26 protein-coding genes are annotated in these 26,140 nt (G+C 58.7%); 7 read left to right on the forward strand and 19 right to left on the reverse strand.

Annotated elements, in window-relative coordinates; genetic code table 11:
- Nucleotides 1-1,339 precede the first annotated feature (1,339 nt).
- The 5 genes from IEW73_RS05390 to thyX form a co-directional block, all read right to left on the reverse strand.
- On the reverse strand, nt 1,340-1,942 hold the full coding sequence (locus IEW73_RS05390; RefSeq protein ID WP_188671359.1) for a DUF3558 family protein: 603 nt from the start codon (nt 1,940-1,942) through the stop codon (nt 1,340-1,342).
- A 110-nt stretch (nt 1,943-2,052) separates the two neighbouring features.
- Nucleotides 2,053-2,661, reverse strand: a complete 609-nt coding sequence (locus IEW73_RS05395) for a DUF3558 family protein (RefSeq protein ID WP_188671367.1) — start codon at nt 2,659-2,661, stop codon at nt 2,053-2,055.
- Between the two features lie 417 nt (nt 2,662-3,078).
- Nucleotides 3,079-4,791 carry a ribonuclease J gene (locus IEW73_RS05400; RefSeq protein WP_188671369.1) on the reverse strand — a complete coding sequence of 571 codons (1,713 nt, stop codon included), beginning with the start codon at nt 4,789-4,791 and terminating at the stop codon, nt 3,079-3,081.
- Nucleotides 4,792-4,910: 119 nt separating this feature from the next.
- Nucleotides 4,911-5,819 carry a 4-hydroxy-tetrahydrodipicolinate synthase gene (dapA, locus tag IEW73_RS05405; RefSeq protein ID WP_188671371.1) on the reverse strand — a complete coding sequence of 303 codons (909 nt, stop codon included), beginning with the start codon at nt 5,817-5,819 and terminating at the stop codon, nt 4,911-4,913.
- 134 nt (nt 5,820-5,953) lie between these two features.
- Nucleotides 5,954-6,706, reverse strand: coding sequence for an FAD-dependent thymidylate synthase (thyX, locus tag IEW73_RS05410; protein WP_188671373.1), 753 nt, complete (start codon nt 6,704-6,706; stop codon nt 5,954-5,956).
- 115 nt (nt 6,707-6,821) lie between these two features.
- On the opposite strand from thyX, the gene IEW73_RS05415 reads away from it, so the two are divergent.
- On the forward strand, nt 6,822-7,256 hold the full coding sequence (locus tag IEW73_RS05415; RefSeq protein ID WP_188671375.1) for an SRPBCC family protein: 435 nt from the start codon (nt 6,822-6,824) through the stop codon (nt 7,254-7,256).
- A 93-nt stretch (nt 7,257-7,349) separates the two neighbouring features.
- Entirely contained in the window at nt 7,350-7,931 is a 582-nt protein-coding gene (locus tag IEW73_RS05420; RefSeq protein ID WP_188671377.1) for a toxin-antitoxin system HicB family antitoxin, read from the forward strand.
- A 12-nt stretch (nt 7,932-7,943) separates the two neighbouring features.
- Here the strand turns inward: IEW73_RS05420 and IEW73_RS05425 are convergent, their stop codons facing one another.
- The 6 genes from IEW73_RS05425 to rpsO all read right to left on the reverse strand — a co-directional run bounded on the left by IEW73_RS05425 (nt 7,944) and on the right by rpsO (nt 14,069).
- Nucleotides 7,944-8,399, reverse strand: a complete 456-nt coding sequence (locus IEW73_RS05425) for a flavodoxin family protein (RefSeq protein WP_188671379.1) — start codon at nt 8,397-8,399, stop codon at nt 7,944-7,946.
- Nucleotides 8,396-8,803, reverse strand: a complete 408-nt coding sequence (locus IEW73_RS05430; RefSeq protein ID WP_229675851.1) for a hypothetical protein — start codon at nt 8,801-8,803, stop codon at nt 8,396-8,398. The genes IEW73_RS05425 and IEW73_RS05430 overlap by 4 nt, the downstream gene beginning before the upstream one ends.
- Before the next feature lie 47 nt (nt 8,804-8,850).
- Nucleotides 8,851-9,609 carry a 4-hydroxy-tetrahydrodipicolinate reductase gene (gene dapB, locus IEW73_RS05435; RefSeq protein WP_188671383.1) on the reverse strand — a complete coding sequence of 253 codons (759 nt, stop codon included), beginning with the start codon at nt 9,607-9,609 and terminating at the stop codon, nt 8,851-8,853.
- A gap of 51 nt (nt 9,610-9,660) precedes the next feature.
- Nucleotides 9,661-11,058 (reverse strand): M16 family metallopeptidase, encoded by a 1,398-nt coding sequence (locus tag IEW73_RS05440; protein ID WP_188671385.1) that lies wholly within the window; start codon nt 11,056-11,058, stop codon nt 9,661-9,663.
- Nucleotides 11,021-13,282, reverse strand: a complete 2,262-nt coding sequence (locus IEW73_RS05445) for a polyribonucleotide nucleotidyltransferase (RefSeq protein ID WP_188671388.1) — start codon at nt 13,280-13,282, stop codon at nt 11,021-11,023. The genes IEW73_RS05440 and IEW73_RS05445 overlap by 38 nt, the downstream gene beginning before the upstream one ends.
- A gap of 517 nt (nt 13,283-13,799) precedes the next feature.
- Entirely contained in the window at nt 13,800-14,069 is a 270-nt protein-coding gene (gene rpsO / locus IEW73_RS05450; RefSeq protein ID WP_188671390.1) for a 30S ribosomal protein S15, read from the reverse strand.
- A gap of 355 nt (nt 14,070-14,424) precedes the next feature.
- Here rpsO and IEW73_RS05455 point away from each other — a divergent pair, with 355 nt between their 5' ends.
- Complete coding sequence (locus tag IEW73_RS05455; protein WP_188671392.1) at nt 14,425-15,639, forward strand: NYN domain-containing protein; 1,215 nt, start codon at nt 14,425-14,427, stop codon at nt 15,637-15,639.
- On the opposite strand, the gene IEW73_RS05460 is transcribed toward IEW73_RS05455, so the two are convergent.
- Entirely contained in the window at nt 15,636-16,646 is a 1,011-nt protein-coding gene (locus IEW73_RS05460; protein ID WP_229675775.1) for a bifunctional riboflavin kinase/FAD synthetase, read from the reverse strand. The two genes, IEW73_RS05455 and IEW73_RS05460, sit on opposite strands and share 4 nt — an antisense overlap.
- Nucleotides 16,647-16,798: 152 nt before the next feature.
- On the opposite strand from IEW73_RS05460, the gene IEW73_RS05465 reads away from it, so the two are divergent.
- The 4 genes from IEW73_RS05465 to IEW73_RS05480 are packed head-to-tail and all read left to right on the forward strand — an operon-like array spanning nt 16,799 to nt 20,266.
- Nucleotides 16,799-17,713 carry a metal ABC transporter substrate-binding protein gene (locus tag IEW73_RS05465; RefSeq protein ID WP_229675776.1) on the forward strand — a complete coding sequence of 305 codons (915 nt, stop codon included), beginning with the start codon at nt 16,799-16,801 and terminating at the stop codon, nt 17,711-17,713.
- Nucleotides 17,710-18,570, forward strand: coding sequence for a metal ABC transporter ATP-binding protein (locus IEW73_RS05470; protein WP_188671394.1), 861 nt, complete (start codon nt 17,710-17,712; stop codon nt 18,568-18,570). Before IEW73_RS05465 ends, IEW73_RS05470 begins: the two co-directional genes overlap by 4 nt.
- A gap of 2 nt (nt 18,571-18,572) precedes the next feature.
- Complete coding sequence (locus IEW73_RS05475; RefSeq protein WP_188671396.1) at nt 18,573-19,475, forward strand: metal ABC transporter permease; 903 nt, start codon at nt 18,573-18,575, stop codon at nt 19,473-19,475.
- Between the two features lie 14 nt (nt 19,476-19,489).
- The gene (locus IEW73_RS05480; RefSeq protein WP_188672984.1) at nt 19,490-20,266 is read left to right on the forward strand and encodes a metal-dependent transcriptional regulator; all 777 of its coding nucleotides are present in this window, start codon (nt 19,490-19,492) and stop codon (nt 20,264-20,266) included.
- Here IEW73_RS05480 and truB read toward each other — a convergent pair.
- The 7 genes from truB to IEW73_RS05515 are packed head-to-tail and all read right to left on the reverse strand — an operon-like array spanning nt 20,256 to nt 26,054.
- Nucleotides 20,256-21,188: a tRNA pseudouridine(55) synthase TruB gene (gene truB / locus IEW73_RS05485; RefSeq protein ID WP_188671398.1), complete on the reverse strand. Its 933-nt coding sequence runs from the start codon at nt 21,186-21,188 to the stop codon at nt 20,256-20,258. The genes IEW73_RS05480 and truB overlap by 11 nt on opposite strands.
- Nucleotides 21,181-21,909, reverse strand: coding sequence for a 4'-phosphopantetheinyl transferase family protein (locus IEW73_RS05490; RefSeq protein ID WP_188671400.1), 729 nt, complete (start codon nt 21,907-21,909; stop codon nt 21,181-21,183). The genes truB and IEW73_RS05490 overlap by 8 nt, the downstream gene beginning before the upstream one ends.
- Nucleotides 21,906-22,790, reverse strand: coding sequence for a metallophosphoesterase family protein (locus tag IEW73_RS05495; protein ID WP_188671402.1), 885 nt, complete (start codon nt 22,788-22,790; stop codon nt 21,906-21,908). The genes IEW73_RS05490 and IEW73_RS05495 overlap by 4 nt, the downstream gene beginning before the upstream one ends.
- A gap of 49 nt (nt 22,791-22,839) precedes the next feature.
- A complete protein-coding gene (locus IEW73_RS05500) occupies nt 22,840-24,228 on the reverse strand; it encodes an MATE family efflux transporter (protein WP_229675778.1) in 1,389 nt (462 codons plus the stop codon).
- Complete coding sequence (locus tag IEW73_RS05505; protein WP_188671407.1) at nt 24,221-25,219, reverse strand: DHH family phosphoesterase; 999 nt, start codon at nt 25,217-25,219, stop codon at nt 24,221-24,223. The genes IEW73_RS05500 and IEW73_RS05505 overlap by 8 nt, the downstream gene beginning before the upstream one ends.
- 6 nt (nt 25,220-25,225) lie before the next feature.
- Nucleotides 25,226-25,717, reverse strand: coding sequence for a 30S ribosome-binding factor RbfA (gene rbfA / locus IEW73_RS05510; RefSeq protein WP_188671408.1), 492 nt, complete (start codon nt 25,715-25,717; stop codon nt 25,226-25,228).
- Nucleotides 25,718-25,763: 46 nt separating this feature from the next.
- Nucleotides 25,764-26,054 carry a DUF503 domain-containing protein gene (locus IEW73_RS05515; protein WP_188671410.1) on the reverse strand — a complete coding sequence of 97 codons (291 nt, stop codon included), beginning with the start codon at nt 26,052-26,054 and terminating at the stop codon, nt 25,764-25,766.
- Nucleotides 26,055-26,140: the final 86 nt, after the last annotated feature.

Genomic DNA, 26,140 nt, shown 5'->3' on the forward strand with positions numbered 1-26,140 from the left:
CACCACCCGATCCCGCGGCGACAGGACCCGCAACGCCAGGGCGAGACCCACCTAATGGACCACCCGAACCCAACACCCCACCCGCCGGTGCCCCTGTGCCTGGCACCCCGGCACCCGGTGCCCCAGATCCTGATGTCCCGGCACCTGGTGTGAGTCGTGCCGAATCAGCACCGGAGGCAATACCCGTCGACGCCGGGGCAACACTCGCAGGCGACGTGGTCACCTCCGACGGCACAGCACCGACATCGCGGTCATCCATCGGCGACCCACCACCCGACACAACGTGAGCATCGCCCGGACCACCAGACACCGGTGACACACCTGCGGTGTTCCCTACGGACGGCTGTCCTGCGGTTTCAGACGTTGATCCCGTCGGCGAAGCTGAAGTACCTGAGGACCGGCCAGTGTCACTCTCATTGCCGGTGGTCGGCATATCCGGCGGCGGCAACACCGGAACACCCGCCACCGCATCCACCACCACCGGCCGATACAGCAACTCCATCGCATCGCGCGCCTGCACCTCCGCCACCACACGCGCCTCCGATGTCACCGGCACCACAACTGGTACCGCCCCGACCGCATGACCTAAACCCTGCGACGTCACATCAAGTTTCTGACTGACCTCCACCGCCGCCGACCCCAACGTGGACAAACTCACCAAGTAGTTCCCAACAGCGTGNAGTGCTGCGTCCTCTGCGGCCGTGATGAGTTCTCTGCCGACGATTTGCCACGAATCGGCAAAGTTCCAGAGCCTATTCAGATCATTCTCAACTGACCTAGCACCGGCGATGATCTGTTCGAGTGGCATCACAGCGAACGGTTCTGACACCGTCACCGGCAAACCCTGATACCCCACCGCGCGGGGGCTGAGATTCCAGGCACTCGCAGTTTCGACGGAGGATTTGAGGTCGCGCACATGATGGTCAAAGAGCGCCGCCACCCCGCCCTCGGGTGAGGGTTCCACAAGCCGGGTGATCGACGTCGCATTATCGGTGTCCACAGCGAGCAACAATCCAGTGGCGGCCCGGAACGCAAGGATCATTGAGTCTGCGGCCGCAACATGTTGGGACACAATGTGATCGAGTGAATCAGCACCGGTATCCCACAACGTACCGTAGGCCGTGATCAGTTGCTGGCTGGAGACGAATGTACCGAGTCGCAATGACGCCGACGGCAACCGATGGATTTGGTTTGCGCGAATATCGACGAGGCGGTCCTTCAACCTCTGGCACGCAGAAATCGCTTGACCGGCCGCTTCCGGATCAATATCCAGCACACCACCTGCGGCGGTGGTCCCAAAAAACGGTGTTGTCATCACGTCCCCCTGATCCACACGCTGCTATTCCGCCGGGAGATACGGCTCCAACAACGCCGCATACTCCACCACTAGTTCATCTGCCTGCAGGGTTAAATCCCCCAACGACGACAGCCTCAGGTTCACCCACACACTCCTGTTTCCGGTCTGGAAGGCCACCTCCGCACACACCCGCGGACCACAGGACTCAAGGTTGTAATGCAACGCCGCACGCCCATTGATCGAAATCTCGCGCACATTCTCTACAAACACAAACTCCGCTACCTCGTCGATCGACGAATCCGCAGACACAATGAAGATCCGCATATGGGTCCCGTTCCACGCACATTCGCTACGCCATCTGACATGCTTGTCGTAGAGGTTTTTGCTGCCCGCGATGCTCATGTACTTCGTCGCCGGGTCTAGCCCCACCGCTTCGACGGCTTCATCGGGGATGTCCTCGCACGGATCAAACACCGCCGGTGGACGCACCGGGGCCGGGGTCGTTACCTCGGTCGTCTCGGTCAACACCGTCGACTGCTCAGCACCGAGATCCTCAGTCGTCGACTGGGCACACCCCGACACCAGCACACACGCGAACACCACACCCACACACCGACACCACACACCCCCCAACACCTGGCTCATCAAAGTCCCCCTCTACAGAACACAGACGCAGCGCAGGCACAATCGGTTCCACCTGAGGCGGTGGTCCCAAAAAAAGGTATTGACATCACGTCCCCCTGATCCACACGCTGTTATTCCGCCGGGAGATACGGCTCCAACAAGGCCGCATACTCCAACACCAAGTCATCAGCCTGCAGGGTTAAATCCCCCAACGACGACAGGTTGAGGTTCACCCACACACTCCCCGCGCCGGTCTGGAAGGCCACCTCCGCACACACACGCGGACCGCACGACAACAGGCCGTAATGCAACGCCGCACGACCATTGATCGAAATCTCGCGCACATTCTCCACAATTGACCGCTCAGCTACGTCTGCAATGGACAAATCAGCAGACACGATAAAGACCCACTTGTAGGGCCCCTCCCAGGAGCACTCTCGCTGCCAAGGGAAATGCTTTTCATAATAATTTTCGTTGCCCGCGATGCTCATGTACTTCGTCGCCGGGTCCACGCCCACCGCCTTGACGGCTTCATCGGGGATGTCCTCGCACGGATCAAACACCGCCGGTGGACGCACTGGCGCAGGCCCTGCCGCTCGCGTCACCTCGGTCGTCTCGGTCACCACCGTCGACTGCTCAGCACCGAGATCCTCAGTCGCCGACTGGGCACACCCCGACAACAAGGCACACGCGAACACCACACCCACACACCGACACCACACACCCAACACCTGGCTCATCAAAGTCCCCCTCTACAGAACACAGACGCAGCGCAGGCACGATCGGTTCCACCGCCAGGTTGTGACTCCCACCACATCGTGGCTAGCCCTCATCATGCAGCGCGCCTTACCTCGCTGCGTTCCAAAGGTCATGTCCAAGTGTTTCAGCGCCGTATGTGTTGTGCTCCCCCGCAAGGATGCTCGCTGGTCAAAAACTGAACGAGCAACGAGGGGTTTGGGACAAGTTCAATCACCGAGGTGTGGACCACGTATTTTGTTGCGCCCACCTGGGACACAACTGTTGGCGCCGTGGATACTCAGCGAGTTTGGTGAAAGGTTGCGGTCACGGTCGATGACGATCATCGCTGTCTTTTGCGCACTGTAGTGATGATCGTCCTCGGCCGTTGGCGTTCCCGCGCTGTACGACGGACCGGCTAGCTAGGGTCGGTCAACTTCCACGATCGTGGGAACGATCATCGGTTTGCGACGGTAGTTGTCCGATACCCATTTTCCGACCGCGCGGCGAACCGTTTGCGCGATCCGGTGAGCATCCTTCACTCCATCGGATTCGAGCCGGGCGAGTTCGGAAGCCACACGTGACACTGCTTCTTTGAGAGCGTCTGGATCGTCGGAGAACCCTCGACCTGTCACTTCGGGTGTGCTGACAACTTTGCCGGTGCGTGAATCGATCGCCACCGTGATGTTGATGAATCCACCCTCGCCCAGAGCGATCCGGTCGGACAGGGTTGGAACGCCGACGTCACCCACTGAAAGCCCATCAACGTAGACGTGGCCTACCTGGTACTTGCCGGTGATGGTCGCATCACCATCGACAAGGTCAATTACGACGCCATCTTCGGCGAGAAGGATACGTTCCCGCGGCACTCCTGTTGATTCTGCGAGCCCAGCATTAGCGCGAAGGTGACGCCACTGACCGTGAACGGGCATCACATGGCGTGGGCGCACGGCGTTGTAGATAAACAGCAACTCGCCCGCTGCGGCGTGGCCTGAAGTGTGCACCTTTGCTTTTGCTGACGTGATCACGGTCGCGCCGCGCTGAGCCAATCCGTTCATCACGGCGAACACTGATGTCTCGTTGCCTGGAATGAGTGAAGCGGCAAGGATCACGGTGTCGTTGGCTTGGATGGTGATGCTGTAGTGCTCACCGCGGGACATGCGGGACAGCGCTGCAAGCGGCTCACCTTGCGAGCCCGTACAAACAATGACGACCTTGTGGTCTGGCAGTTGCGTCGCAGTGTCAAGGTTGATTTCGACGCCATCTGGAACCGTGAGGTACCCCAGGTCTTGAGCAATTTCCATGTTGCGAACCATGGACCTGCCGACAAACACCACGCGGCGACCATGGCGATGAGCGACGTCAACGATTTGCTGAATCCGGTGCACGTTGCTCGCGAACGACGCCAAAATGACGCGGTGCGTTGCCTTGGCAACCACTGTGTCGAGCGCAATTCCGACCTCGCGCTCCGACATCACGACACCCGGGGTCTCCGAGTTGGTGGAGTCGATCATCAGGAGGTCGACGCCTTCGTCACCGAGTCGCGTGAAACCGGCAAGATCGGTGAGGCGGCCATCGATCGGCACCTGATCGAGGCGAATGTCGCCCGTGTGCAGCGCTGTTCCGGCCTCGGTTCGTACACCGATGGCTAGGGCGTCAGGGATCGAGTGGTCGACAGCGAAAAATTCAAGATCGAATGGCCCGTAGGTAGCTTTCTGTCCCTCGCGTACCTCGTCGAAGACTGCCTTGATGTGATGCTCGCGCAATTTCGCGGAGATCAACGCCAATGTAAATCGTGCGCTCACCACTGGGATGTCACCGCGCAGTTTGAGCAGGTACGGGATGGCTCCGATGTGGTCCTCATGCCCGTGTGTCACCACAAGGGCGACGACGTCTTCGAGACGGTCTTCGATAGGTCCAAAATCGGGGAGGATCAAGTCCACGCCGGGTTGCCCATCGGCCGGGAACAGTACGCCACAGTCAATGATCAGGAGCTTGCCCTGGTGTTCAAGGACGGTCATGTTTCGACCGATCTCCTTGATGCCACCGAGCGCAAAGACGCGCAGTCCACGATGCTCAGCCGGTGGTGGTGGACCGAGCTTCGTGTTGGGGTCAAACACAGTAAGTTCCTTCATACTTTTTGGCTGAGTGTCCTTTGGTTTCGGTGACGCAGGGGGTCCGGCTGTTCGTGTAACGCGCCGCGGACGCCGTGTCTGAACGTCGTCGTTCGGGGAAGATTCTGAGTTGGGGGGTGTCACTGAAGCACTCCTGCAGCGCGCATCTCTGCTGCGAGCGCCTGCACTTGTTCGTAGGTGGGTGTGACTTGCGGCAGACGTGGGTCGCCCGCTTCAATCCCCTGCAGACGCAATCCTGCTTTGGTCGCTGACACTCCGCCGAGTGCCGCAATGGCTCTAAACAGCGGGAACATCGAGGCGTTAAGTTTGCGGGCTCGCGCGTAGTCACCGACATTGGCGGCATCGAGCATTTTGCGGAGGCGCCCTGCAGCGAAGTGTCCCGCCACACTGACGAAACCTACAGCTCCGATGGACAACCACGGCAAGTTCAGCGGGTCGTCACCTGAATAGTATTCAAATCCTGTTGCGGCAATAATTTCCGCGCCGAGATTGAGATCACCTTTCGCGTCTTTCACCGCGATGATGCGGGGGTGCTCCGCCAAAGCAAACAGCGTGTCCCGCGCAATGGGAACGATCGACCGCGGTGGGATGTCGTACAGCATCACGGGCAAGTCGGTGGCATCGGCAACGGCACGAAAATGTGCGAGCAACCCTGCTTGTGGTGGGCGCGAGTAGTAGGGCGTCACGACTAGGAGCCCGTGAGCGCCCGCCTCTGCGGACTTCCTCGCCAACTTGATGCTGTGCGCGGTGTCGTAGCTGCCGGCGCCAGCGGTGATGCGTGCGCGGTCCCCGACTGCGTCAACGACGGCGCGGAGGAGTGCGGACTTTTCTTTCTCGCTGGTGGTTGGCGACTCGCCGGTCGTACCGCCAAGAACGAGTCCGTCGCACCCCTCGTTGACAAGATGGTCGGCGAGCTTTACCCCAGCGTCGACATCTAGCTTGCCGTCTGGGGTGAAGGGCGTGACCATAGCAGTCACGACGGTACCGAACGCGTTTGTCGCGTTCGATGCTGGAACACCAGTGGTCATGGTGCTAACGCTACCTTTCAACTCGCCGTCCACCGAACATCTCGGCACAACGGTCCCCGTGATTGTCACACCCTAGTCGCTTATGGGCGTGGAAACCTACCCCACCCACCGTCACTGAATGCTAGACCCCGCTTTTACCCTTCGGTGACGAAAGGACTTGTCGCTACTTCGCTGCCGTCGGACAGTGTTCCGATCTCAAAATCACCGAAGATGTTGGGCAGTGACTTGTGTAGTTGCCGTAGGCATTCGATTGCGAGTTCGCGAATCTCGACGTCGGCATGTTCGGTGGCGCGCATGCCGATAAAGTGCCGCCAAGCACGGTAGTTTCCTGTCACGACAATTTTCGTTTCAGTGGCATTTGGCAGTACTGAACGCGCTGCTTGACGCGCTTGTTTGCGTCGTAGCAAAGCATTCGGCATTTCCGCGAACTTGGTTTCAAGGGCGGCAAGTAGCTCTTTGTACGCCTTTCGGCTCACCTCGGCCGCGTCACTCAAGAGTTTCTCAAGTTCAGGGTCTCCGGCCACAGCGGGCGGCGCCACGATGTTTGCGTCGTGTTCAGGAACGAAGCGCTGAGAGAGCTGCGAATACGAGAAATGCCGATGGCGTATCAGCTCGTGTGTGCACGACCGCGACACTCCCGAGATGTAAAACGTGACTGACCCATGTTCGAGTACCGATAGGTGCCCCACTTCCAGAATGTGGCGCAGGTATCCGGCGTTGGTGGCCGTACGTGGGTTGGGTTTTTGCCAGCTCTGATAGCAGGCGCGCCCGGCAAACTCGGCGAGCGCCTCGCCACCATCGGCGTCGGTTTCCCAATCTATGTCGTCGGGTGGGGTGAACTCAGTCTTAGCGATGAGCTGCACCTTCAACGGCACTATCTCTGGCACGGATATCCTCCTACGAGTGCGTTCACTTCCCGAGGTTAGGCGGAAGCTGAAATCCACGCGGGTGTGACGCATAGTGATTATCTCTTACCAGCATCAGTGTGAGGAGCGCAGGCATATGTCAGTCAGTGGATCGATCGAGTTTGAGATCAAGGCGAGCCCAGAAAAGGTGATGGAGGCTCTCGTCGATGTGGAGTCGCTTCCCCAGTGGTCGTCTTCGCACCGGAAGGTTGAGGTTCGCTCACGCGACGACCAGGGACGCCCGAAGCAGGTGTGGATGGCAATCTCGACCATGGGGATCAACGATGAACAACTCGTCGAGTATGCGTTCACTGACGACACTGTGCACTGGGATTTGCTGGAGCCGAGCAATCAGCAGAAGTTGCAAAGCGGATCGTATGTATTGACTGCGACGCCTGAGGGCACGAAGTTGAAGTTCGAATTGACGGTCGATCTGAAGATTCCAATGCCGGGTTTCTTGGTTAAGCGCGGTCAGAAGATGGCGCTTGAGACAGCGTCGAAGGGCTTGAAAAAGTTCGTTGAGGGCCGTTGATCGCCGACTGACGCCACACACGACGCCACTGTGACGCCATAATGACATCCCCCTCCCCTTGACAGATGTCATCAATGGCGTCACTGTGGTGTCATGGACCTTTCTCAGTACACCTCTCGCCTGCTTGACGACCTCACAGCAGCGGCATCCCTCGGCGACGACCGCACCCAGCAGATCGCGGCCACCCTCGCCAAAACAGCCGAACCATCCCTGCGACTCATCCTCATGTCAGCGCTCAGCGACTTCGCCAAGGAAGTGTCGCTATCACTCGACGAACAGACGGTCGAAGCCCGACTCGACGGCAACAACATTGACGTTGTCATCGTCCATGAAGGCGACCCAGTCACCGAGGCCCCCTATGACCCGGTATCCGAGTTTGAGCAAGCCCTCGACGATTTCGGCGGAAACATTTCCCGCGTCACTCTTCGCCTTGTCGACAACATCAAGTCGAAGGCCGAAGAAGCCGCGAACGCAAACGGCGTTTCACTGAACTCATGGGTAGGACAAGCTGTCCGCGGCGCATTGCGGGATCAGGGACGCTGGGCGTGGGAACCCCCACATCACCGCCCAGGTCAAACGTCAGAGCCACAGGACGGCCCGGCAGCACCACCCACCGCAGAAGAGTCAACGGGCCCTGAGACGCCCAACAGCAATGACACGCAACCCAAGAACTAGGTTTCGGTCAACTCACTCACTAATTGTCACAGCCAAAGTCGCCCCGAGTTCGTAGCACTGCTCCCTCATCGACGAGTCGGGGGTGCCATAGAACTCGAGCGGCTTGGCCACCAATGACAACGCTAGACCAGTCGTGATTTTCTCGATCGACTTCACAGCCCCGACGGTGTCCTGGTTGCCATGCACCCAGGCGCCGAACGGTCGGCCCGCAACATCGTCGATGCTCGGGTAATACACGGTGTCAAAAAAGTGCTTCAAAGCACCCGACATGTACCCAAAGTTCGCTGGGGTGCCAAATATGTATCCATCAGCGTTCAACATGTCCGACACCGTGGCGTGCAGTGCCGAAACGGACCGCACTTCGACGCCCGAAATATCAGGATCGTGCGCGCCCTTCAGAACCGCCTCTAGCAGCTCCCGAGTGCCGGGTGATGGAGTGTGGTGAACGATCAAGAGTGTTGCACTCACGCAGTACCCCGTGCTTCCCGCGCCTCCATGTCCACCGCGCGCCCCATGGCCTCACGTGCACGCTTACGGTCACCTGCGATGTCGTAAGCGCGGGCAACGCGGTACCACTGGCGCCAGTCGTCAGGCGCTGCATCAAGGCCAGACTTCACGTCGAGGAAGAACGCATCAGCGGCGGCCCGCTCGACCCTTCCGGAAGGGCGCCGAGGCAAGCCCGACGTATCGAGTTCGAGTCCAGCTTCTGCGATCAGGTCAGCCAAGCGCTGGTGCCGGAATCCTGCCTGCAACGTCGTAAACGCCACGTACGCGCCAAGGAATGGCAGCACAAGAATTGCTGCACCCATCGCCACAGTCACGCCCGTGCCGTGCGAAATGAGAATAACGCCCTGTCGCCCCATCAGGAACATGTAGAAGACAAGACCGATGGTGATAAATACGATTGCGAGTTTTGTTTTCACAGTTCCATCAAAGGGTCGATACCAATGGTCAGTCCGGGACGCTGACCAATATTGCGGACACCTAATAAAACCCCGGGTGCAAACGATGAACGGTCGATCGAATCATGGCGAATCGTCAGAGTTTCGCCCTGTGTCCCTAGCAACACTTCCTGATGCGCGACCAGGCCAGCGAGCCGAATTGAATGCACGCGCACACCGTTAACCTCAGCGCCACGTGCACCATCTAGTGAAGTTGACGTCGCGTCTGGCATGGGAGCACATCCTGCAGCGGCTCGCGCAGCCCCAACGAGATCCGCAGTCCTTGCGGCTGTCCCCGACGGCGCGTCGGCCTTATTTGGGTGGTGCAGTTCGACAATCTCGACTGAGTCGAAGAAGCGGGCGGCCTGCTCCGCGAACTTCATACACAGCACCGCGCCGATGGCGAAGTTCGGCGCAATCAACACACCCACTTCAGGGTTTGCGTCTAGCCACGCCCGAACTTGGTCAAGACGGTTCTCATCAAACCCCGTCGTTCCCACAACTACGTGGATTCCGTTGTTGATGAGGAACTCAAGGTTCCCCATCACTACATCGGGGTGGGTGAAGTCAACAACAACCTGCGCTTTATTGTCCGTGAAGTCGGTGAGCGGATCATCTCGGTCGACGGCGGCGACGAGTTCGAGATCCGGAGCCGCGGACACAGCCTCGCATATCGCAGTTCCCACTTTTCCTTGCGCGCCGAGCACCCCTACGCGCAATGCAGCAGTATCGCTCATCGTGTTCTCATCCCTCCGTCGTCGAACTGTCTGAATTATTGGTTGCGCCGATTACGTGATCCGGCAGAGACGCCGAACTGACGCTGGGAGATCGGCTGTGTCTGCAAACGGGCCAACCACCGCTGCACCCATGGGTCTTTGAAGCAATTCGTGCGCCACTGCACGCACTTCATCACCGGTGACAGCGTTGATCCGAGCGATTGTGTCGGAAACGGTGAAGTGATTTCCGTAGCTCAACTCACTGCGCCCAATGCGGTGCATGCGGGACGGGACGTCTTCCAAGCCGAGCACAAGTTGACCTCGGAGGTTCCCTTGCGCACGACGACATTCAGCGTCGGTGATGCCGTTTTCGGCAACGTCTTGAAGGACCTTTTCCACAACGTCTACAACTTCGCCTAGGTGTTCGTCCTGGCATCCCGCATAAATCGAAAATGCCCCAATATCGGAAAATGTATCGACATTGGAGTACACCGAGTACGCGAGGCCACGCTTTTCACGCACCTCTTGGAATAGGCGCGAACTCATTCCGCCACCAAGCGCTGTGTTCAACACAGACAACGCCCAGCGTCTCGAGTCGTGCCGTCCGAAGGAACGAACGCCCAAAGAAATGTGTGTCTGTTCGTTGTCGCGGTCGAGCACCGTAACGCTCGGACGGCGCTTGAGCGTGAGTGTGCCCGAGCGCCGAGGTGCGGGCACGGCATTGTGGTCAAGATTGCGAGCGAAGTACGGATATGCGAGTTCTACAACCTCGTTGTGTGCAATGTTCCCCGCAACGGATAGCACCATGTGTTCTGGCCGATACCGCCGAGCATGGAATCCGTGCAGTTGACGCCGCGTCATCATCTCGACGGATTCTGCGGATCCGATGACAGGTCGCCCTAGCCGGTGGTCGCTGAACACAGAGGCAAGGAACGCGTCGCCCAGCAGGTCTTCTGGGTCGTCGTCGCGCATCGCAAGTTCTTCGAGAACAACGCTGCGTTCGACTTCCACATCAGAGGCGTGGCATTGCCCACGCAGCACGACGTCGGTGACTAGATCAATCGCGAGTTCTAGATCATTATCGAGAACGTGCGCGAAGTAGCACGTGTGTTCCCGTGCGGTGAAAGCGTTGAAGTCGCCACCCACCGCGTCGATTTCTTCGGCGATGCTCTGCGCGGTTCTGGTGGGAGTTGACTTGAACAGTAGGTGTTCAAGGAAATGTGCCGCACCTGCATGGTCGGGGTGCTCGTCACGCGAGCCCACACCGACCCACAAGCCCACAGAGGCAGACTGCACCCCTGGTACATGTTCTGTGACTATCCGCAGTCCGCCAGGCAAGACTGTGCGATGCACGCCGTTTGCGGCGTTGTCGTGCGAAAGCAAGCGCCCCGGAGTGTGCTCGACACCCGGGGCAGCTTGATCGCGGTATCCCCTATTCAGAGGATGAACCACCTGATTCGTTCTCACCATCGGTGCTAACTTCTACCGTCTCTTCAGCTTCTTCTACTGGCGTGAGGCTGATCTTGCCGCGGTTGTCAATGTCTGTGATTTCAACGCGCAACTTGCTACCGACGTTGACAACATCTTCCACTTTACCGATTCGCTTGCCGCCACCGAGCTTGGAGATGTGGACAAGCCCATCTCGACCCGGCAGAAGGGATACAAACGCACCGAAGGCAGTGGTCTTAACGACCGTGCCGAGGAACCTGTCACCGATTTGTGGTTGCTGCGGGTTGGCAATCGCATTGATGCGGTCGATTGCGGCTTGCGCAGATGGCCCGTCCGATGCACCGACGAATACTGTTCCGTCATCTTCAATCGAGATGGACGCACCAGTTTCCTCGGTGATCAGGTTGATCATCTTGCCCTTGGGCCCAATAACCTCACCGATCTTGTCGACGGGAACCTTGATGGTTGTGATCCGCGGGGCGAACCGACTCATCTCGTCGGGGCGATCGATTGCTTCAGCCATGACATCGAGGATGGTGAGCCTGGCATCGCGTGCCTGGCTCAACGCACCAGCGAGAACCGCTGATGGGATTCCATCAAGTTTGGTGTCGAGTTGCAGCGCCGTGACGAAGTCTTTCGTTCCGGCCACCTTGAAGTCCATGTCGCCGAATGCATCTTCAGCTCCGAGGATGTCGGTGAGCGCAACGTACTTCATTTCGCCATCGATGTTGTCGGACACGAGTCCCATGGCGATACCCGCAACTGGTGCCTTCAGTGGGACACCGGCGTTGAGCATCGACAAGGTCGACGCACAGACTGAACCCATTGAGGTGGAACCATTCGAGCTCAGTGCCTCAGAAACCTGACGGATTGAGTATGGGAACTCTTCAACGCTCGGCAACACTGGAACGAGTGCACGTTCAGCAAGAGCACCGTGGCCGATTTCGCGGCGCTTTGGTGTTCCCACGCGGCCTGTTTCGCCAGTGGAGTATGGCGGGAAGTTGTAGTGGTGCATGTAGCGCTTGGTCTTCTCAGGTCCGAGCGAGTCGACCTGCTGCGACATCTTCATCATGTCGAGTGTGGTGACGCCAAGGATCTGGGTTTCGCCACGCTCAAACAGGGCGCTGCCGTGCGCGCGAGGCACGATTGCGACCTCAGCTGCAAGGGAGCGAATGTCTGTCAGGCCACGGCCGTCGATACGGAAGTGGTCTTGGATGATGCGGCGGCGAACATTGGACTTGGTCAGTGAGCGGAACGCTGCACCAAGTTCTTTTTCGCGTCCAACGAAGTCATCGGCGATTTGTTCAAGGACATCAGCCTTGACCTTGTCGATGCGCTCTTCGCGTTCTGCCTTGCCCGCAATCGCCAGTGCTTCTGCGAGCGGCGCGGTGGCGACCTTCTCCACCGCTTCGAACGCGTCAGCTTCGTAGGGAGGAAATAGCGGGAAGCTAGCGGTTTCTTTTGCTGCTCCACGCGCTAGGGCCTGCTGAGCTTCGCACAGTTTCGCGATGAACGGCTTAGCGGCCTCAAGCCCCTCGGCGACGATGGTCTCGGTCGGAGCCTTAGCGCCGCCCTCAATGAGGCTGATGACGTTGTCGGTAGCTTCTGCTTCGACCATCATGATTGCAACGTCAGCGTTGGCGCCTTCGCCACCTGTGATGCGACCGGCGACAACCATGTCGAATACGGCGGTCTCAAGTTGCTTGACTGTGGGGAAAGCTACCCATTGTCCTTCGATAAGCGCGACCCGCACGGCGCCGATCGGACCGGAGAATGGCAAACCGGAAAGTTGTGTCGATGCAGACGCAGCGTTGATAGCGATTACGTCGTAGAGGTGCTCTGGATCAAGGCTCATCACAGTGACGACGACCTGGACCTCGTTGCGCAGACCGTCAACGAATGTTGGGCGCAGTGGCCGGTCAATAAGTCGGCATGTGAGTACGGCGTCAGTGGAAGGGCGGCCTTCGCGGCGGAAGAATGATCCTGGGATGCGTCCGGCGGCGTACATCCGCTCTTCGACGTCCACGGTGAGCGGGAAGAAATCGAGGTGTTCACGTGGCTGCTTAGACACGCTCGTCGCGGAGAGCAGCATTGTTTCTTCATCGAGGTACGCAACAACAGCGCCGGAGGCCTGCTGTGCGAGGTGGCCAGTTTCGAACCGCACAGTGCGCTGTCCGAAGCTGCCGTTGTCGAGCACGACTGAGCTCTCGAAGATACGTGGCTCGTTGTCGTGGTTGTCTGTCATATATTTCTCACTCTCGTCTTTTTGCTGCGCAATGGCGCACAGCCTGCTCGTCGCGTCATGGATGCGACAGGGTGTGTCGGGCCTCAAGAGGCGCGACGGTGTGCTCACCGAGTGGGACGCCGATTTCTTCAGCGAAATAGAGTCCGTGCATACGCCGGATTGATCACTGGATCGAAATCGTTGAACTCGGGCCTCCGCGACTGCGGCCATCGATCGAAGCGGTCGGAGTTCATACTCCGGCTGCCACTACCGAGGACCGACCGTGTGGAGGGCATTCTTCGTCCCACGGTGTGTAGTCCACACCACTCCGTGTGGGGTGAACCTCTCGCAGACTACCAGCCATGGCCGACATATGAGTGCGTGGCGACCAATGCAGGCTGAGCGAGGCTGCGAAATTTTTTACGGTGAAGAACTAGACGCTTACGGTAAGCGCGCCGAAAACAACTCTGGCCCGACTCCGTCCCCCCATACAAGAGAGAACGAAACCGAGCCAGAATCCGAAACTCTACGTTCTAGTTTAGCGACGCAAGCCTAGGCGGCCGATGAGCGCGCGGTAACGTGCAACATCCACCTGCTGTAGGTACTTGAGCATCCGGCGACGGCGGCCCACAAGAAGAAGCAGACCACGACGTGAGTGGTGATCGTGCTTGTGTTCTTTAAGGTGTTCGGTCAACCCGATGATGCGCGTGGTAAGAAGTGCAACCTGAGCTTCTGGTGAACCGGTGTCGGTTTCGTGCAGACCGTACTCGCTCAGAACGGTTTTCTTTTGCTGGCCGTCAAGTGCCACGTGTAACTCTCCTCAAAAATGTCCGCGTTCTTTTTAGGGCGACGTTGTCGAACATGTGCGCAGTAATCACGACCGTCTGATGGCCATCTAGACACCGTGCACTCAACATCGTTCGGCTAGCCACCGCGAACCGCAGCCATACCGACGGATAAGCGTAACAGGGCGGCAGCGTCTCCACACAATCTATTGGTGCGCCGCTTCGTTGGCGGGCGAGGCACCGTTTCCGCACGAAGTACTCACGAAGTCTTCCCAGCGTTTGACGTCGGTTCATGGATGATGGAGCTATACGCTGCCACCGTGCCGCATCGTCGTTATCGGCGATACGGCGCCAATCAAAGGAAGAGGTGACGCAACTATGCCGCAGCCACGGCTAGCCAACGCGATCATGTACATAGACGCTGGATATTTGTGGCTGACGTTGCAGGAGATGACCGGTAAAACACATCGACAGCAACTCGGAATAGATCAAGTCGCACTATTGAGGCTCATCGGTGAGCTCGCACTCCGTCACCATCCAGAGGTGAGGGTGCTTCGGCAGATGTGGTACGACGCTGAACCCGAGAACGGCTCCCCTGTCATGCACCATCAGTTGATACGTGACACTCCTGGTGCGTGTTTGCGAACCGGTACTTTGCGCTTCTCCGACGGAGTGGCACGTCAGAAGGGCGTCGACACGCGACTCGTAGCAGATGTGGTCGCTGCATCCGTGCGCGGAATCACGTCTGAGGTGATCATCCTCGCGGGCGATGGCGATTTGGTGCCGGCTCTGGAGATCGCGGCCGACGAAGGCATCCGGACGTGCGTCTGGTACATCGCCGGCGGGGACACGGTGTCGCGCCGACTAAAAGGCGCTGCTGACCATGTTCTGGAACTTGACCCACAGGTTTTCCTCGATCTGCAATACCGCGGTCGGCCCGCGGAAGGTTCTTCAGTGGACTTCTCGCAACCTGCTGAAACCTCGCAGGAACTACAGGCAAAGGCGCCACACCACGATGCCCCTGCGGCAGCGGAGCCAGCTCCCTCATCAACGGCTGAGGTGACGCATTTAATTGAACCAACGCCCCCAGCCGTTCCGGACACTGGTGCTCCTGAAACTGTCAGCGCAGATTCCCCCATCGGCGAGGCACAACCCACCGGCGATGCAACCCCGGAGGAAGACCAGGCCGCTGAAACAGCGAGCGCACCACCGAGCGCACCACCGCACCCCGTGCCATCCCCCAGGGTTATGCCTCGGTTCATTCCACGGCGCAAGGCGGTGCGGGAATCAGATTTGATACCGCTGTCTGTGTTAAGTCCGCATGGCGCTCAACTCGTGGTGGACACTCAAGGTGAGCCGCGACGGATTGGCGAACGATACGCCCAGCGGTGGTGGGAATCGTCATCAAAGGAGCAGCGGAGCCGCATCAGCGACTACTTTGCGAGTAGTCAACAACTTCCACAACGAGTCGATTCAGACATGCTGCACTTAGCGTGCGCGGCACTCAGCATTGAGTTGGTTCCCGACGAGGACCGCACCCTGCTGCGCGAGGGCTTTCTATCGGAACTGCGGATGCGAATCCGGCAGCCCTAGTCGCCCGCGGCGGATTGTCTGCTAAGGATCTCTTCGGTATTTCGCACGTCGTCATCAATCGCCACAACGAGGTCGTCGACCGTGTCGTATCGTCGTTGCTCTCGCAGCCTTTCAACAAAGTCGACAGCAGCGTGTTGGCCGTACAGATCTGCGTCAACATCCAAAATGAAGGCCTCGACGGTGCGGGATTTCCCTGAGAATGTGGGATTGGTTCCGACGGAGATGGCCGCTTTGTACCTGTCACCTGCCCTGAGGGCGTTGTTTGCGACGGTTCCTGGACCGAGAACGGTGAACCATCCGGCGTAGACACCGTCTGCGGGTATTGCCGCGTAGGCGGGCGGTGTGACGTTGGCGGTAGGAAAACCTAGTCCTTTGCCACGACCGTCGCCTCGTACGACCACGCCTTCGATGCGGTGCGGACGGCCCAGAGCCTCGGTGGCCGCTGCCATGTCTCCCGCGTCAACACATGCACGTATATAGGTGGACGAGAAGGTGACTTCATGTTCTGCGAGCAATCCGACGCCGTGCACACCGAACCCGAACCGTTGACCGAGCTCACGCAGAGTGCCCACATTACCGGCCGCTTTGCGCCCGAACGTGAAGTTTTCGCCCACGACCACTTCTGCGACGTGTAGTCGTTCGACGAGTATCTCGTGAACAAATGCGTCCGGGGTGAGCCGAGAAAGTTCGAGCGTAAAAGGCATGACGCAGAAGACGTCGATCCCGAGTGATTCAACTAGTTCCGCGCGCCGAGTAAGGGTGGTGAGTTGTGCTGGGTGTGACCCTGGCCGAACTACCTCAGATGGGTGGGGATCAAATGTCATCAGCACGCTGGGCACGCCAAGCCTGCGGGCTTCCTCTACCGCTTTGGTGATAAGGCGGGTGTGTCCGCGATGCACTCCGTCGAAGACGCCGATCGTGACGACACAGCGCCCCCAATCAGCTGGTATGGCGGAAAGTCCGCGCCATCTTTGTCCACGCCATTTGTTCACGGGCCACGTCTGCACACGCAAAGCCTACGACGAATTGTGTTGGGTAGCACGAGCGGGACCGGTTGTTGGCGGCGTGGCGGATCCGCCGGTGGACATCCGAGACCCAACCGAGTATAAATTTCGGTATGGCGAAATTTTCTATTCGATCATCAAAACACCAAGGTTTGATGTCACTCATTGCAATGGTTGCATTGGTCTTTGCTACCGCATGCTCTACCGCCACATCGGAAGAAAATTTACCCAACACTGACCAGTCAGCAGCCGGCGACAAGCCGCTTGTCCTGACAACCTTCACAGTTATTGCAGACATGGCCCAAGTCGTTGCCGGAGATCACCTCACCGTCGAGTCCATCACCAAACCTGGCGCTGAAGTACACGAGTACGAACCAACGCCATCAGATCTGCGCAAAGCTGAGAACGCTACCCTCATCCTGGACAACGGCCTTGGCCTAGAACTGTGGTTCGAGCGTTTCGCCTCCACAGCGCGCGCCCCTCACGTCGTTGTCACAGAAGGTGTAGAACCAATCGACATCGGCGACGGGGACTACACCGGCAAGCCGAACCCACATGCATGGATGTCCCCCACAGAAGCGCTCACCTACGTCGACAACATTGCTGACGCATTCACCGAACTTGACCCAGACAACAGCGACACCTATCGCGCAAATGCAGACGCCTACAAAGACGAAATCCGCGCCATCGCAGACGAGCTTCGCTCCGCCGTCGCTACGATCCCGGAAAGCCAGCGCGCACTTGTCACCTGCGAAGGCGCATTCAGCTACCTCGCCCGCGATTCCGGGCTGACAGAGGCCTACCTCTGGGCAGTTAACCAGGAACAGCAGGGCACCCCCCGCCAAGTTGTCGAACTCGTAAAATTCATTCAGGACAACAACGTGCCGACCGTATTTTGTGAGTCCACCGTCTCGGACAGGGCGATGCAGCAAGTGGCACGCGAATCTGGCGCACAATTCGGTGGCGTTCTCTACGTCGATTCGCTCTCTGAAGCAGACGGACCTGTGCCAACCTATTTGGACCTGCTTCGGCATGACGTCGCTGTCATCGTGGAAGGACTCACATCATGACGCTGCCTTTCCAAAAGACGCTGCCTTTCCAGAAGACGCTGCCTTTCCGCCGCCGTGACGCGTCGCAGATCCGCGTGCCTAGCTCTAGTGCAGCACTCGAAATCTCAAATGTGACCGTCAGGTACAAGTCCCGGGCCGCCATCGAAAACGTCAACTTGTCACTGGATTGGGGGCGAGTATGCGGATTGATCGGAACTAATGGTTCAGGAAAGTCGACGCTCTTCAAAACAATTATGGGCGTCGTCAAGCCACAGTCGGGCACCATCCAAGTAGCAGGATTGCCGTCTGCGCAGGCCCGTCGCCGCAGCATGATCAGCTACGTTCCGCAATCCGAAGACGTCGACTGGACATTCCCCATCAGCGTGCGAGATGTCGTCATGATGGGTCGATACGGGAGCCAAAACTGGTTACGCACACCCCGCGAAACTGACCGTGACGCAGTATCGACCGCTCTCGAAACAGTAGGAATGGCAGATTTTGCGCACCGCCAAATCGGTCAACTTTCGGGCGGCCAACGCAAACGAGTATTCGTTGCGCGGGCAATCGCTCAAAACTCGTCTGTGCTTCTCCTTGATGAGCCCTTCACCGGGGTCGACAAAACAAGCGAAGCACTCATCACAAACTTGCTCCGAGGACTCGCCGCGGAAGGTCGCAGCATCCTCATTTCCACCCACGATCTGACGTCCCTACCCCACTTGTGTGACGAAGCTGCACTGCTGAATCAGCGGATCGTCCTCCAGGACACCCCAGAAGTGGTCCTTCAACCCGAAAACCTCGCACTTGCGTTCGGTCACAACCCTCTCGCTCCGGCATCTGCGAATCCCCATTCGGCCACAGCATCACGACTCGCGGGCTAGACATGGCCATCGTCGACATCCTGCTTGACCCTTTGCAGTTTGAGTTCATGCGCCGCGCCTTCCTCGTGGCCATCGTCGCGTCCGTCGTATGTGCGCTCCTCAGTTGCTGGCTCATCCTGATCGGATGGTCGCTCATGGGCGACGCCATCTCCCACGCCGTTCTCCCCGGCGTGGCTCTCGCATACATCTTTGGTCTTCCGTTCGCTCTCGGTGCGCTCGTCTTTGCCCTCATCGCGGTGTTCCTTATCGGCGCGGTACGGAACACAAGTCGCATTAAAGAAGACGCAGCCATGGGCATTGTGTTCACAGCGCTCTTCGCGGTTGGTCTCGTACTCATTTCCCGAAACCCCACCCACGTGGACGTCATGCACATCCTGTTCGGGAATCTCCTCGGAATCCCTAGAGCAGATCTTGTTCAAGTAGTCATCCTTGGGGTACTCACCACTGCGGTACTCATACTCAAGCGTCGCGATCTCACTCTGTACGCATTCGACAAAGCTCACGCCCAGGCAGTGGGAATTTCAGTCACTCGTTTAGGCGCCCTCTTACTAACACTGCTCGCGATCACCATCGTCGTCGCATTGCAAGCAGTAGGCGTCATCCTTGTAGTCGCGCTACTCATCACTCCCGGTGCCACCGCGTACCTCCTCACCGACCGATTCCCCGTAATGCTGCTCCTCGCACCCGCCATCGCAGTTACCGCTTCCACGGTAGGCATCTATGCGTCGTACTATTTCGACGCATCTACAGGAGGAATGGTGGTGCTGGCGCAATCCGCAGCATTCACACTCGCTTACCTTGCTAGCCCCAACCACGGCCTACTCACACGCCGTTGGGTGCACCGGCGCCGACTCACCAAGGCCACCGCAAGCAGCGAAAAGAGTGCCACTCCGTCTCAAACGTGAAACCTGGACAGGGATTGCCTAAGCTCATAGACGTGCCTCATCACAGAAACCGGACCACGCGCGCAACGACCGACTCGCCACCAGGCGGAACGTCAACCGTCGGCGACTCAGGGGCACCCCGCGAAACTCCACCACTCACACCGGTCGCTCAGGACTATCTCAAAACAATCTGGTCACTGTGCGAATGGTCTGACGAGCGGGTGAGCGCCAAAATGCTGGCAGAGAAAATCGGGGTTTCCGCATCAACCGTGTCGGAGTCCATTAAGAAACTTGCCGAGCAAGGCCTTGTCGACCACGCCCGGTACGGCTCGATCGCGCTCACCGAGAACGGGAAGCAAGCGGCGATCTCCATGGTGAGACGTCACCGCCTCATCGAAACTTTCCTCGTTCGCGAACTTGGCTACAGCTGGGACGAAGTGCATGAAGAAGCCGAGGTTCTCGAACACGCGGTGTCAGATAGGCTGGTCTCACGCATCGACGCCAAACTTGCCTATCCGCAACGTGACCCTCACGGCGATCCCATACCCACCGCGGATGGTTCTGTACCCACCCCAAGCGCCCGGCCACTTAGTGAGTGCTCAAACGGCGACAGCGGGCATATCGCGCGTATCTCAGACGATGACGCGCAGATGCTTCGCTACTTTGACTCCGTTGGGCTCGCACTCGACACCCACATCACGGTTCATGAGCGACGCGACTTCGCCGGAACAATGTCGGTTCTGATTGGCACAGCCCAGACGCCGGTGGAGTTAGGCAACATCGCCGCACAAGCCATTTGGCTCAGCGACTAGAACTTCCACTCAAATTCGCAGGCCGCGCAACAAACACTGGGCTTGAGCGCTTCCCGTTTTCCTTCAACAACGCCCAAGCGCGGCCGTCATCATCCACCGCGCCATGGGTGTCCGGAATTCCAACAGGTTCAAGCCACTGCCCATGTTGGAGAGCCGAAACCTCAGCCTGGGTGACCACACGGACTGGGAATGCCCGCGCAATCGCCTCGTCGAGGGTCAGCGACAGACGCGGTTCCGCTTCAAGGGCTTCCAAAGTTGCGGCGTCCTCAACTGCAAACGGGCCCACGCGCGTTCGCCGAAGACGAGTCAAATGGCCGCCCACACCTAGCAAGGCGCCAAGGTCGCGGGCCAATGCTCGTATGTATGTGCCACTGGAGCATTGCACCACAACATCGAGGTCAACTACCTCGTCTTCTCGACGCTCCCCAACAACATCAAACTGAGATACGGTGACCTCCCGTGGAGGCAGAGAAACGTCCTCCCCCGCCCGCACTCGGTCGTATGCGCGTCGGCCAGCGACCTTCACCGCGCTCACCGAGGACGGAACTTGAGAAATTTCGCCCGTCAGCGTTGCGATGTGCGGCAAGTATTCGTCCGCGGTAATCGCCGACGCATCGCGAGCTTCCACAAGCTCGCCTTCAGCGTCGTCAGTGGTGGTGGACGCACCAAGCCGAATAGTGGCTTCGTAGGTTTTTGTAGTCAAACTGACATGACCAAGCAACTTGGTCGCACGTCCCACCCCAAGTACCAATACACCCGTGGCCATTGGATCCAACGTGCCCGCATGGCCGACTTTCCGTGTACCAAAGTAGCGGCGCAACCGCCCGACAACATCATGGCTGGTCATTCCTGATGGCTTATCAACCACCACAACCCCGCCCAGTTCACGCGCAAAACCCAAGTCCCGCACAACGTCAGCCATTGGCATCTGCTCCGGACGTGGGGATGCCGGAACTATGACTTACCGCAATCGCCGCTACAACTAAGCCGTTGTCGATACACCACTTGCCCGCCAATTTATGGATAGGGTCGCCCTCCAACGCAGTTCCGTCAATGAGTATGCGGGACTCAAAAGTACCTGTCGTGAGAGCCCCATCGGGTGACTCATCGACCGAGATGGTCACGTGAGCATCTTCAAAACCCAACCATCGGCCTGTGATGGGAAACCACGCCTTGTAGGTCGTTTCCTTGGCGCAAAACAACACCTTGTCCAAGTGAATACCTTTGTATTCACCCATCGCCGATGCCAACCATTCACGCTCGTCGGGGATACTCACGCTTGGCAGTACTCCCGCGGGCAACGTGGTGTGCGGCTCGGCATCGATACCGATTGACCGAACATGGTCGGAATACCCCACCACAGCGCCACGGTAACCAGTGCAGTGCGTCATACTTCCCACCACACCGTTCGGCCACGTCGGGGCTCCCCTAGCGCCCTTTAAGATTGGCATCTGCTCCGCGCCGGGGACACCCAATGTGCCCATAGCTCGGCGAGCAAGGTGGCGAACTGTGAAGTACTCTGCCTGCCGCTTGGGAACAGCACGAGCGACAGCCGCGCGTTCAACTTCCGGTACAAACACCCCTGTTGCGTCAGCGAATGATTCCGCCGTCACAAGTGGTGCATGCACAATGTTGGCAATCACGTAATCTCCTCGCGCTTAAAAGTCGCTGGCAACATCAGTGGTGGCGGCGGATTTATCGGGGCTGGAAGAATCTGACGCAAGATGGGGTCGGGAAGTCCACGGCGTTTCCACTCCGGCGGATATCCCACTGACACCTCTTCAAACCGCACCCCATCGTAGAAGGTTCGGCGTGGGATATGGAGATGCCCGTATACAGAACACACCGCGTTGTATCTGCGATGCCAATCCGCCGTCAGATCAGTTCCGCACCACAACGCAAACTCCGGGTAGCGCAGAATCTTGGTCGGCTCCCGCCGCAACGGCCAGTGGTTCACCAACACCGTTCGCGTACCTTCGGGTAGCTCGTCGAGACGATTCTTAGTGGACGCCACCCGCGCTTGGCACCACGCATCTCGTGTCAGATACGGCTCAGAATGCAGCAGGAACTCATCAGTTGCCACAACCCCACGGTCCCGCGCCACACTAAGTGCTTCACCCCGACTAGACGTGCCCTCGGGGCGCCAGGTGTAGTCATACAACAAAAACATCAAAGCAATGGTGACGGGCCCAGCATCGTCTTCCCACACAAGAAAAGGATCCTCGGGCGTGCTCACTCCAAGTTCGCGGCAAAGCCGCACGAGGTAGTTGTATCGAGCTACACCTTTGACCTGGATCGGATCTCGAGCCGTCGTCCACAGTTCATGGTTACCTGGCACCCACAAAACTCGCGCAAATCGCCGTTTCAATTGGGCCAATGTCGCGCGAATTTCGTCACTTCGCTCGGCGACATCACCGGCGACAATCAACCAGTCATCCGCCGACTCCGGAACAATCTTTTCCATGATGTCGGCGTTGCCGCGATGCCCCACGTGAATGTCACTGACAGCGAATAGTTTTGCCACGCACTTCCCTTCTCGTGCCCTCTAGTATGCCGTGCTGCCGGTCGGGTGTTTACGCCACGTCGCCGTCAGATATTGATGACCGGTGAATCCTCTGCCGATCCGCGCCTACAACCGACCACCGTTGCGACCGCGTACGAAGCACAACAGTCACCGCCCGGATGAGTATGAAGGCTGCCAGCCCGGTCCAGATACCCGGCAAACCCCAGCCGAAAACAAGGGACGCCCAGATAAGCGGGAAGAAGCCAGTAAGCGCGGCAAACAGTGTTGCATTGCGCAGAAAAGCTGCGTCACCACTACCGAGCAGAACGCCATCGAGGGCAAAAACAACTCCAGCGACAGGGATAAGCGCCACAAAAAACCACCAAATGGTGTTCGTTTGGGACAACACCACATCGTCGCCGGTAAACAGCGGAGGTATCCACGACACGCTCAACGCGAAGAACGCTGCCAACCCAATCGCGAATACCGTCGACCAACGCGTTATCCGCCACGCCAGCGTACGCGCCGCATCACGTTGCCCAGCGCCGAGTGCCGCGCCGATCAAAGCTTGCGCAGCGATGGCAAGTGAATCCAATGTCAACGCGACCAAATTCCAAAGGTGCAGCATCAACTGATGTGCGGCCACCGCACCTGGGCCAAATCGTGCGGCCACCGCGGCAGCGGACAAAAAGCACGCCTGAAATGCCAGGCTCCGCAAAATAAGGTCGCGCCCAAGAACAACCTGGGCGCGCATAATTGTCCACTGCGGCCGCACATCCAACATTCCTCCGGCACGACGCCACTCGCCGTAGAGGGCCGCGATGAACAGCGTGGCGGCGATGGACTGCCCAATTACATTGGCGACCGCGGAACCGACCAGCCCCATCTGTGGAGCTCCGAGCCACCCGTACACAAGCATCGGGCACAGCACCGCAGACACACCCAGTCCGACAAGAACAAACTTCAATGGGCGCATCGTGTTGTGCACACCGCGCATCCACCCATTGCCCGCCATAGCGATCAAAATCATGGGAGCACCGAAGATCGCCACCGTGAGCCACGCCCCCGCTTCGGCTGCTAAGGCCTCGTCGCCAGTGAGGAGGCGCAAGATCGGGCCTGCTGCAACTTGCATAAGGACAACGATTACCGCTCCGATGACTGCGGCAAGCCATGTTGCTTGAACACCCTCACGGACAGCGGCGATGCGATCATTAGCTCCGTGATGGCGAGCAGCACGCGCAGTCGTGCCGTAGGTGATGAAAGTCAGCTGTGTCGTGACCTGGGCGAACACCAAACCGCCCACCGCTAGGCCCGCGAGCGCGAGGCCTCCAAGCCTTCCAACAATCGCGAAGTCGTACAGCAAATACAACGGTTCCGCCGCGAGCACACCAAACGCAGGCAGTGCCAGTGCAGCCACGCGGCGAGGGCTCGCTGCCACACTCGGCGACGTCTCAGGCAAGTTCCCGAACCAAAGAAGCGATCAGGTCTTCGACTTCACCATCAGTTTCGAATCCCGCAGACCGTGTATGCCCGCCACCGCCGAGTGCGGAGGCAACCTCAGCGACATCGACGGAGCTCTTGGATCTCAACGAGACGGACCACCTGTCGGGTGACAGTTCCTTGATTACAGCGGCAACTTCCGCTTCGCCTGTGCCGCGCACGATATCGACCACGGTTTCACGTTCGTCTTCAGGAATGCCACTGATGTCCGCAAGTCTGACAATGGTGTAAACCAGACCTCTGCCCTGCGCTGCGTTAGGCAGCAGTTGCGCAGTTCCGAGGACAGACGCCAGCATAGAGAGCCGCCCAAAAGGGTGGGTGTCGAGGAGCTCCCGGGTAATCGCGGGCGCATCAATACCGGTGGCCAGCAGTTCAGCGGCGAGTAGGTGCGCGGCGGGCCCACACCACCGAAATGACCCGGTATCGGTGACAAGTCCGGCGAAAAGGCAGTGCGCAATGTCCTCGGTAATCGGCTCATTAAGTGCGTGCATCACGCGCGCAATGAGCATCGTTGTTGAATCCGCCGAGGGATCAACATAGTTGATAGTTCCGTACCCGCGGTTTGAACGGTGATGATCGATCACCACCGTTTCGCGGGCGCCAGCAATACGGGAAGCAAGTACGCCGAGCCGTTCGGAACTAGCCGAGTCGACTGCGACAACAACATCGACATCGTCCGGAACATCGTCAGGTCGAACTACATCCCGAGCACCGGGCAGCGTCACAAACGCTGAAGGAATCTCACTCGGCTCGGCGAACGACACCCACACCGGCACCCCCCACCGCTTCAGCATGATCGCCACAGCAAGGCCACTGCCGAGAGTGTCTGCGTCCGGGAACACGTGACACGCGACTAGCGCACTCCGCGCACCGCGCAGAGTTTCAGCTACAGCTTCTACACCCGTGCGCACGTGCTGGGACTGCGGTGTTGCTGCTTCCTGCGACGCCACCGTAAGTTACCTCGTCTCTGCCGACACTTCATCACCGTCGTCAGGGTCAACAGAGTCATCTTCACTGTCACCTGGTTGGCGGTAGGGATCCGGGTCCCCTGCATACGTGGCATTCTCGCGCACTTTCGCGACCTCAGCATCTGCGGCGCGCGCCTTTGCAAGTAACTCTTCCATGTGTCGGGCCGCTTCCGGCACGGAATCCAGCGAGAACGCCAGCGTTGGAGTGAACCGCACCCCGGTCCCCGCACCTACACGCGTGCGAAGTTGTCCCTTTGCCTTCTCCAGCGCCAAACCGGCACCTTCGATGTCAGGGGCGGTGTTGAGGTCCTTACCTCTGACGGTGTAGTACACGGTGGCATCGCGAAGGTCATTGGTGATGCGTGCGTCGGTGACGGTGACAAACTCGAGCCTAGGGTCTTTGATTTCAAGTTCGATAGCAGTCGCGACGATCGTCATAATTCGTTTGGCTAGTCGGCGCGCGCGTGGTGAGTCAGCCATTATTCTTCCTTTTTTCGTGGGTAATGGTCAGGAGTGTCGAGGGCTGTCAGTCTTCAGGTCCGAGGATGCGACGCCGAACCGATAGTAGTTCGAGTTCGGGGCGTCCGGCGACGTGCCGCTCACAAGTGTTGAGGACTTCGTGAACGTGGCCGACGTCGCGGCTCACTGCGCTGATACCGATGAGTGCGCGGCGCAGCCTGTCGGGTTCTCCGACTTCGCTGACCGCAACTCCGTACTTCTTAAGTTCGGCGAGGATGGGTTTGATGTGTGACCTCTTCTGTTTCAGCGATCGCACATCGTCGAAGAGCACATCAATTTCGAGAGCGCCCACATACATATTTCTCACCTTATAGTCGTGCACGAAAGGGGCATCGCCGCGTGGCGATGCCCCTTCCAGTCGCGTTTAGCGTCTTGCAGAGCGCG

It is taken from the genome of Hoyosella rhizosphaerae, from assembly GCF_014643175.1.
GTDB lineage: Bacteria > Actinomycetota > Actinomycetes > Mycobacteriales > Mycobacteriaceae > Lolliginicoccus > Lolliginicoccus rhizosphaerae.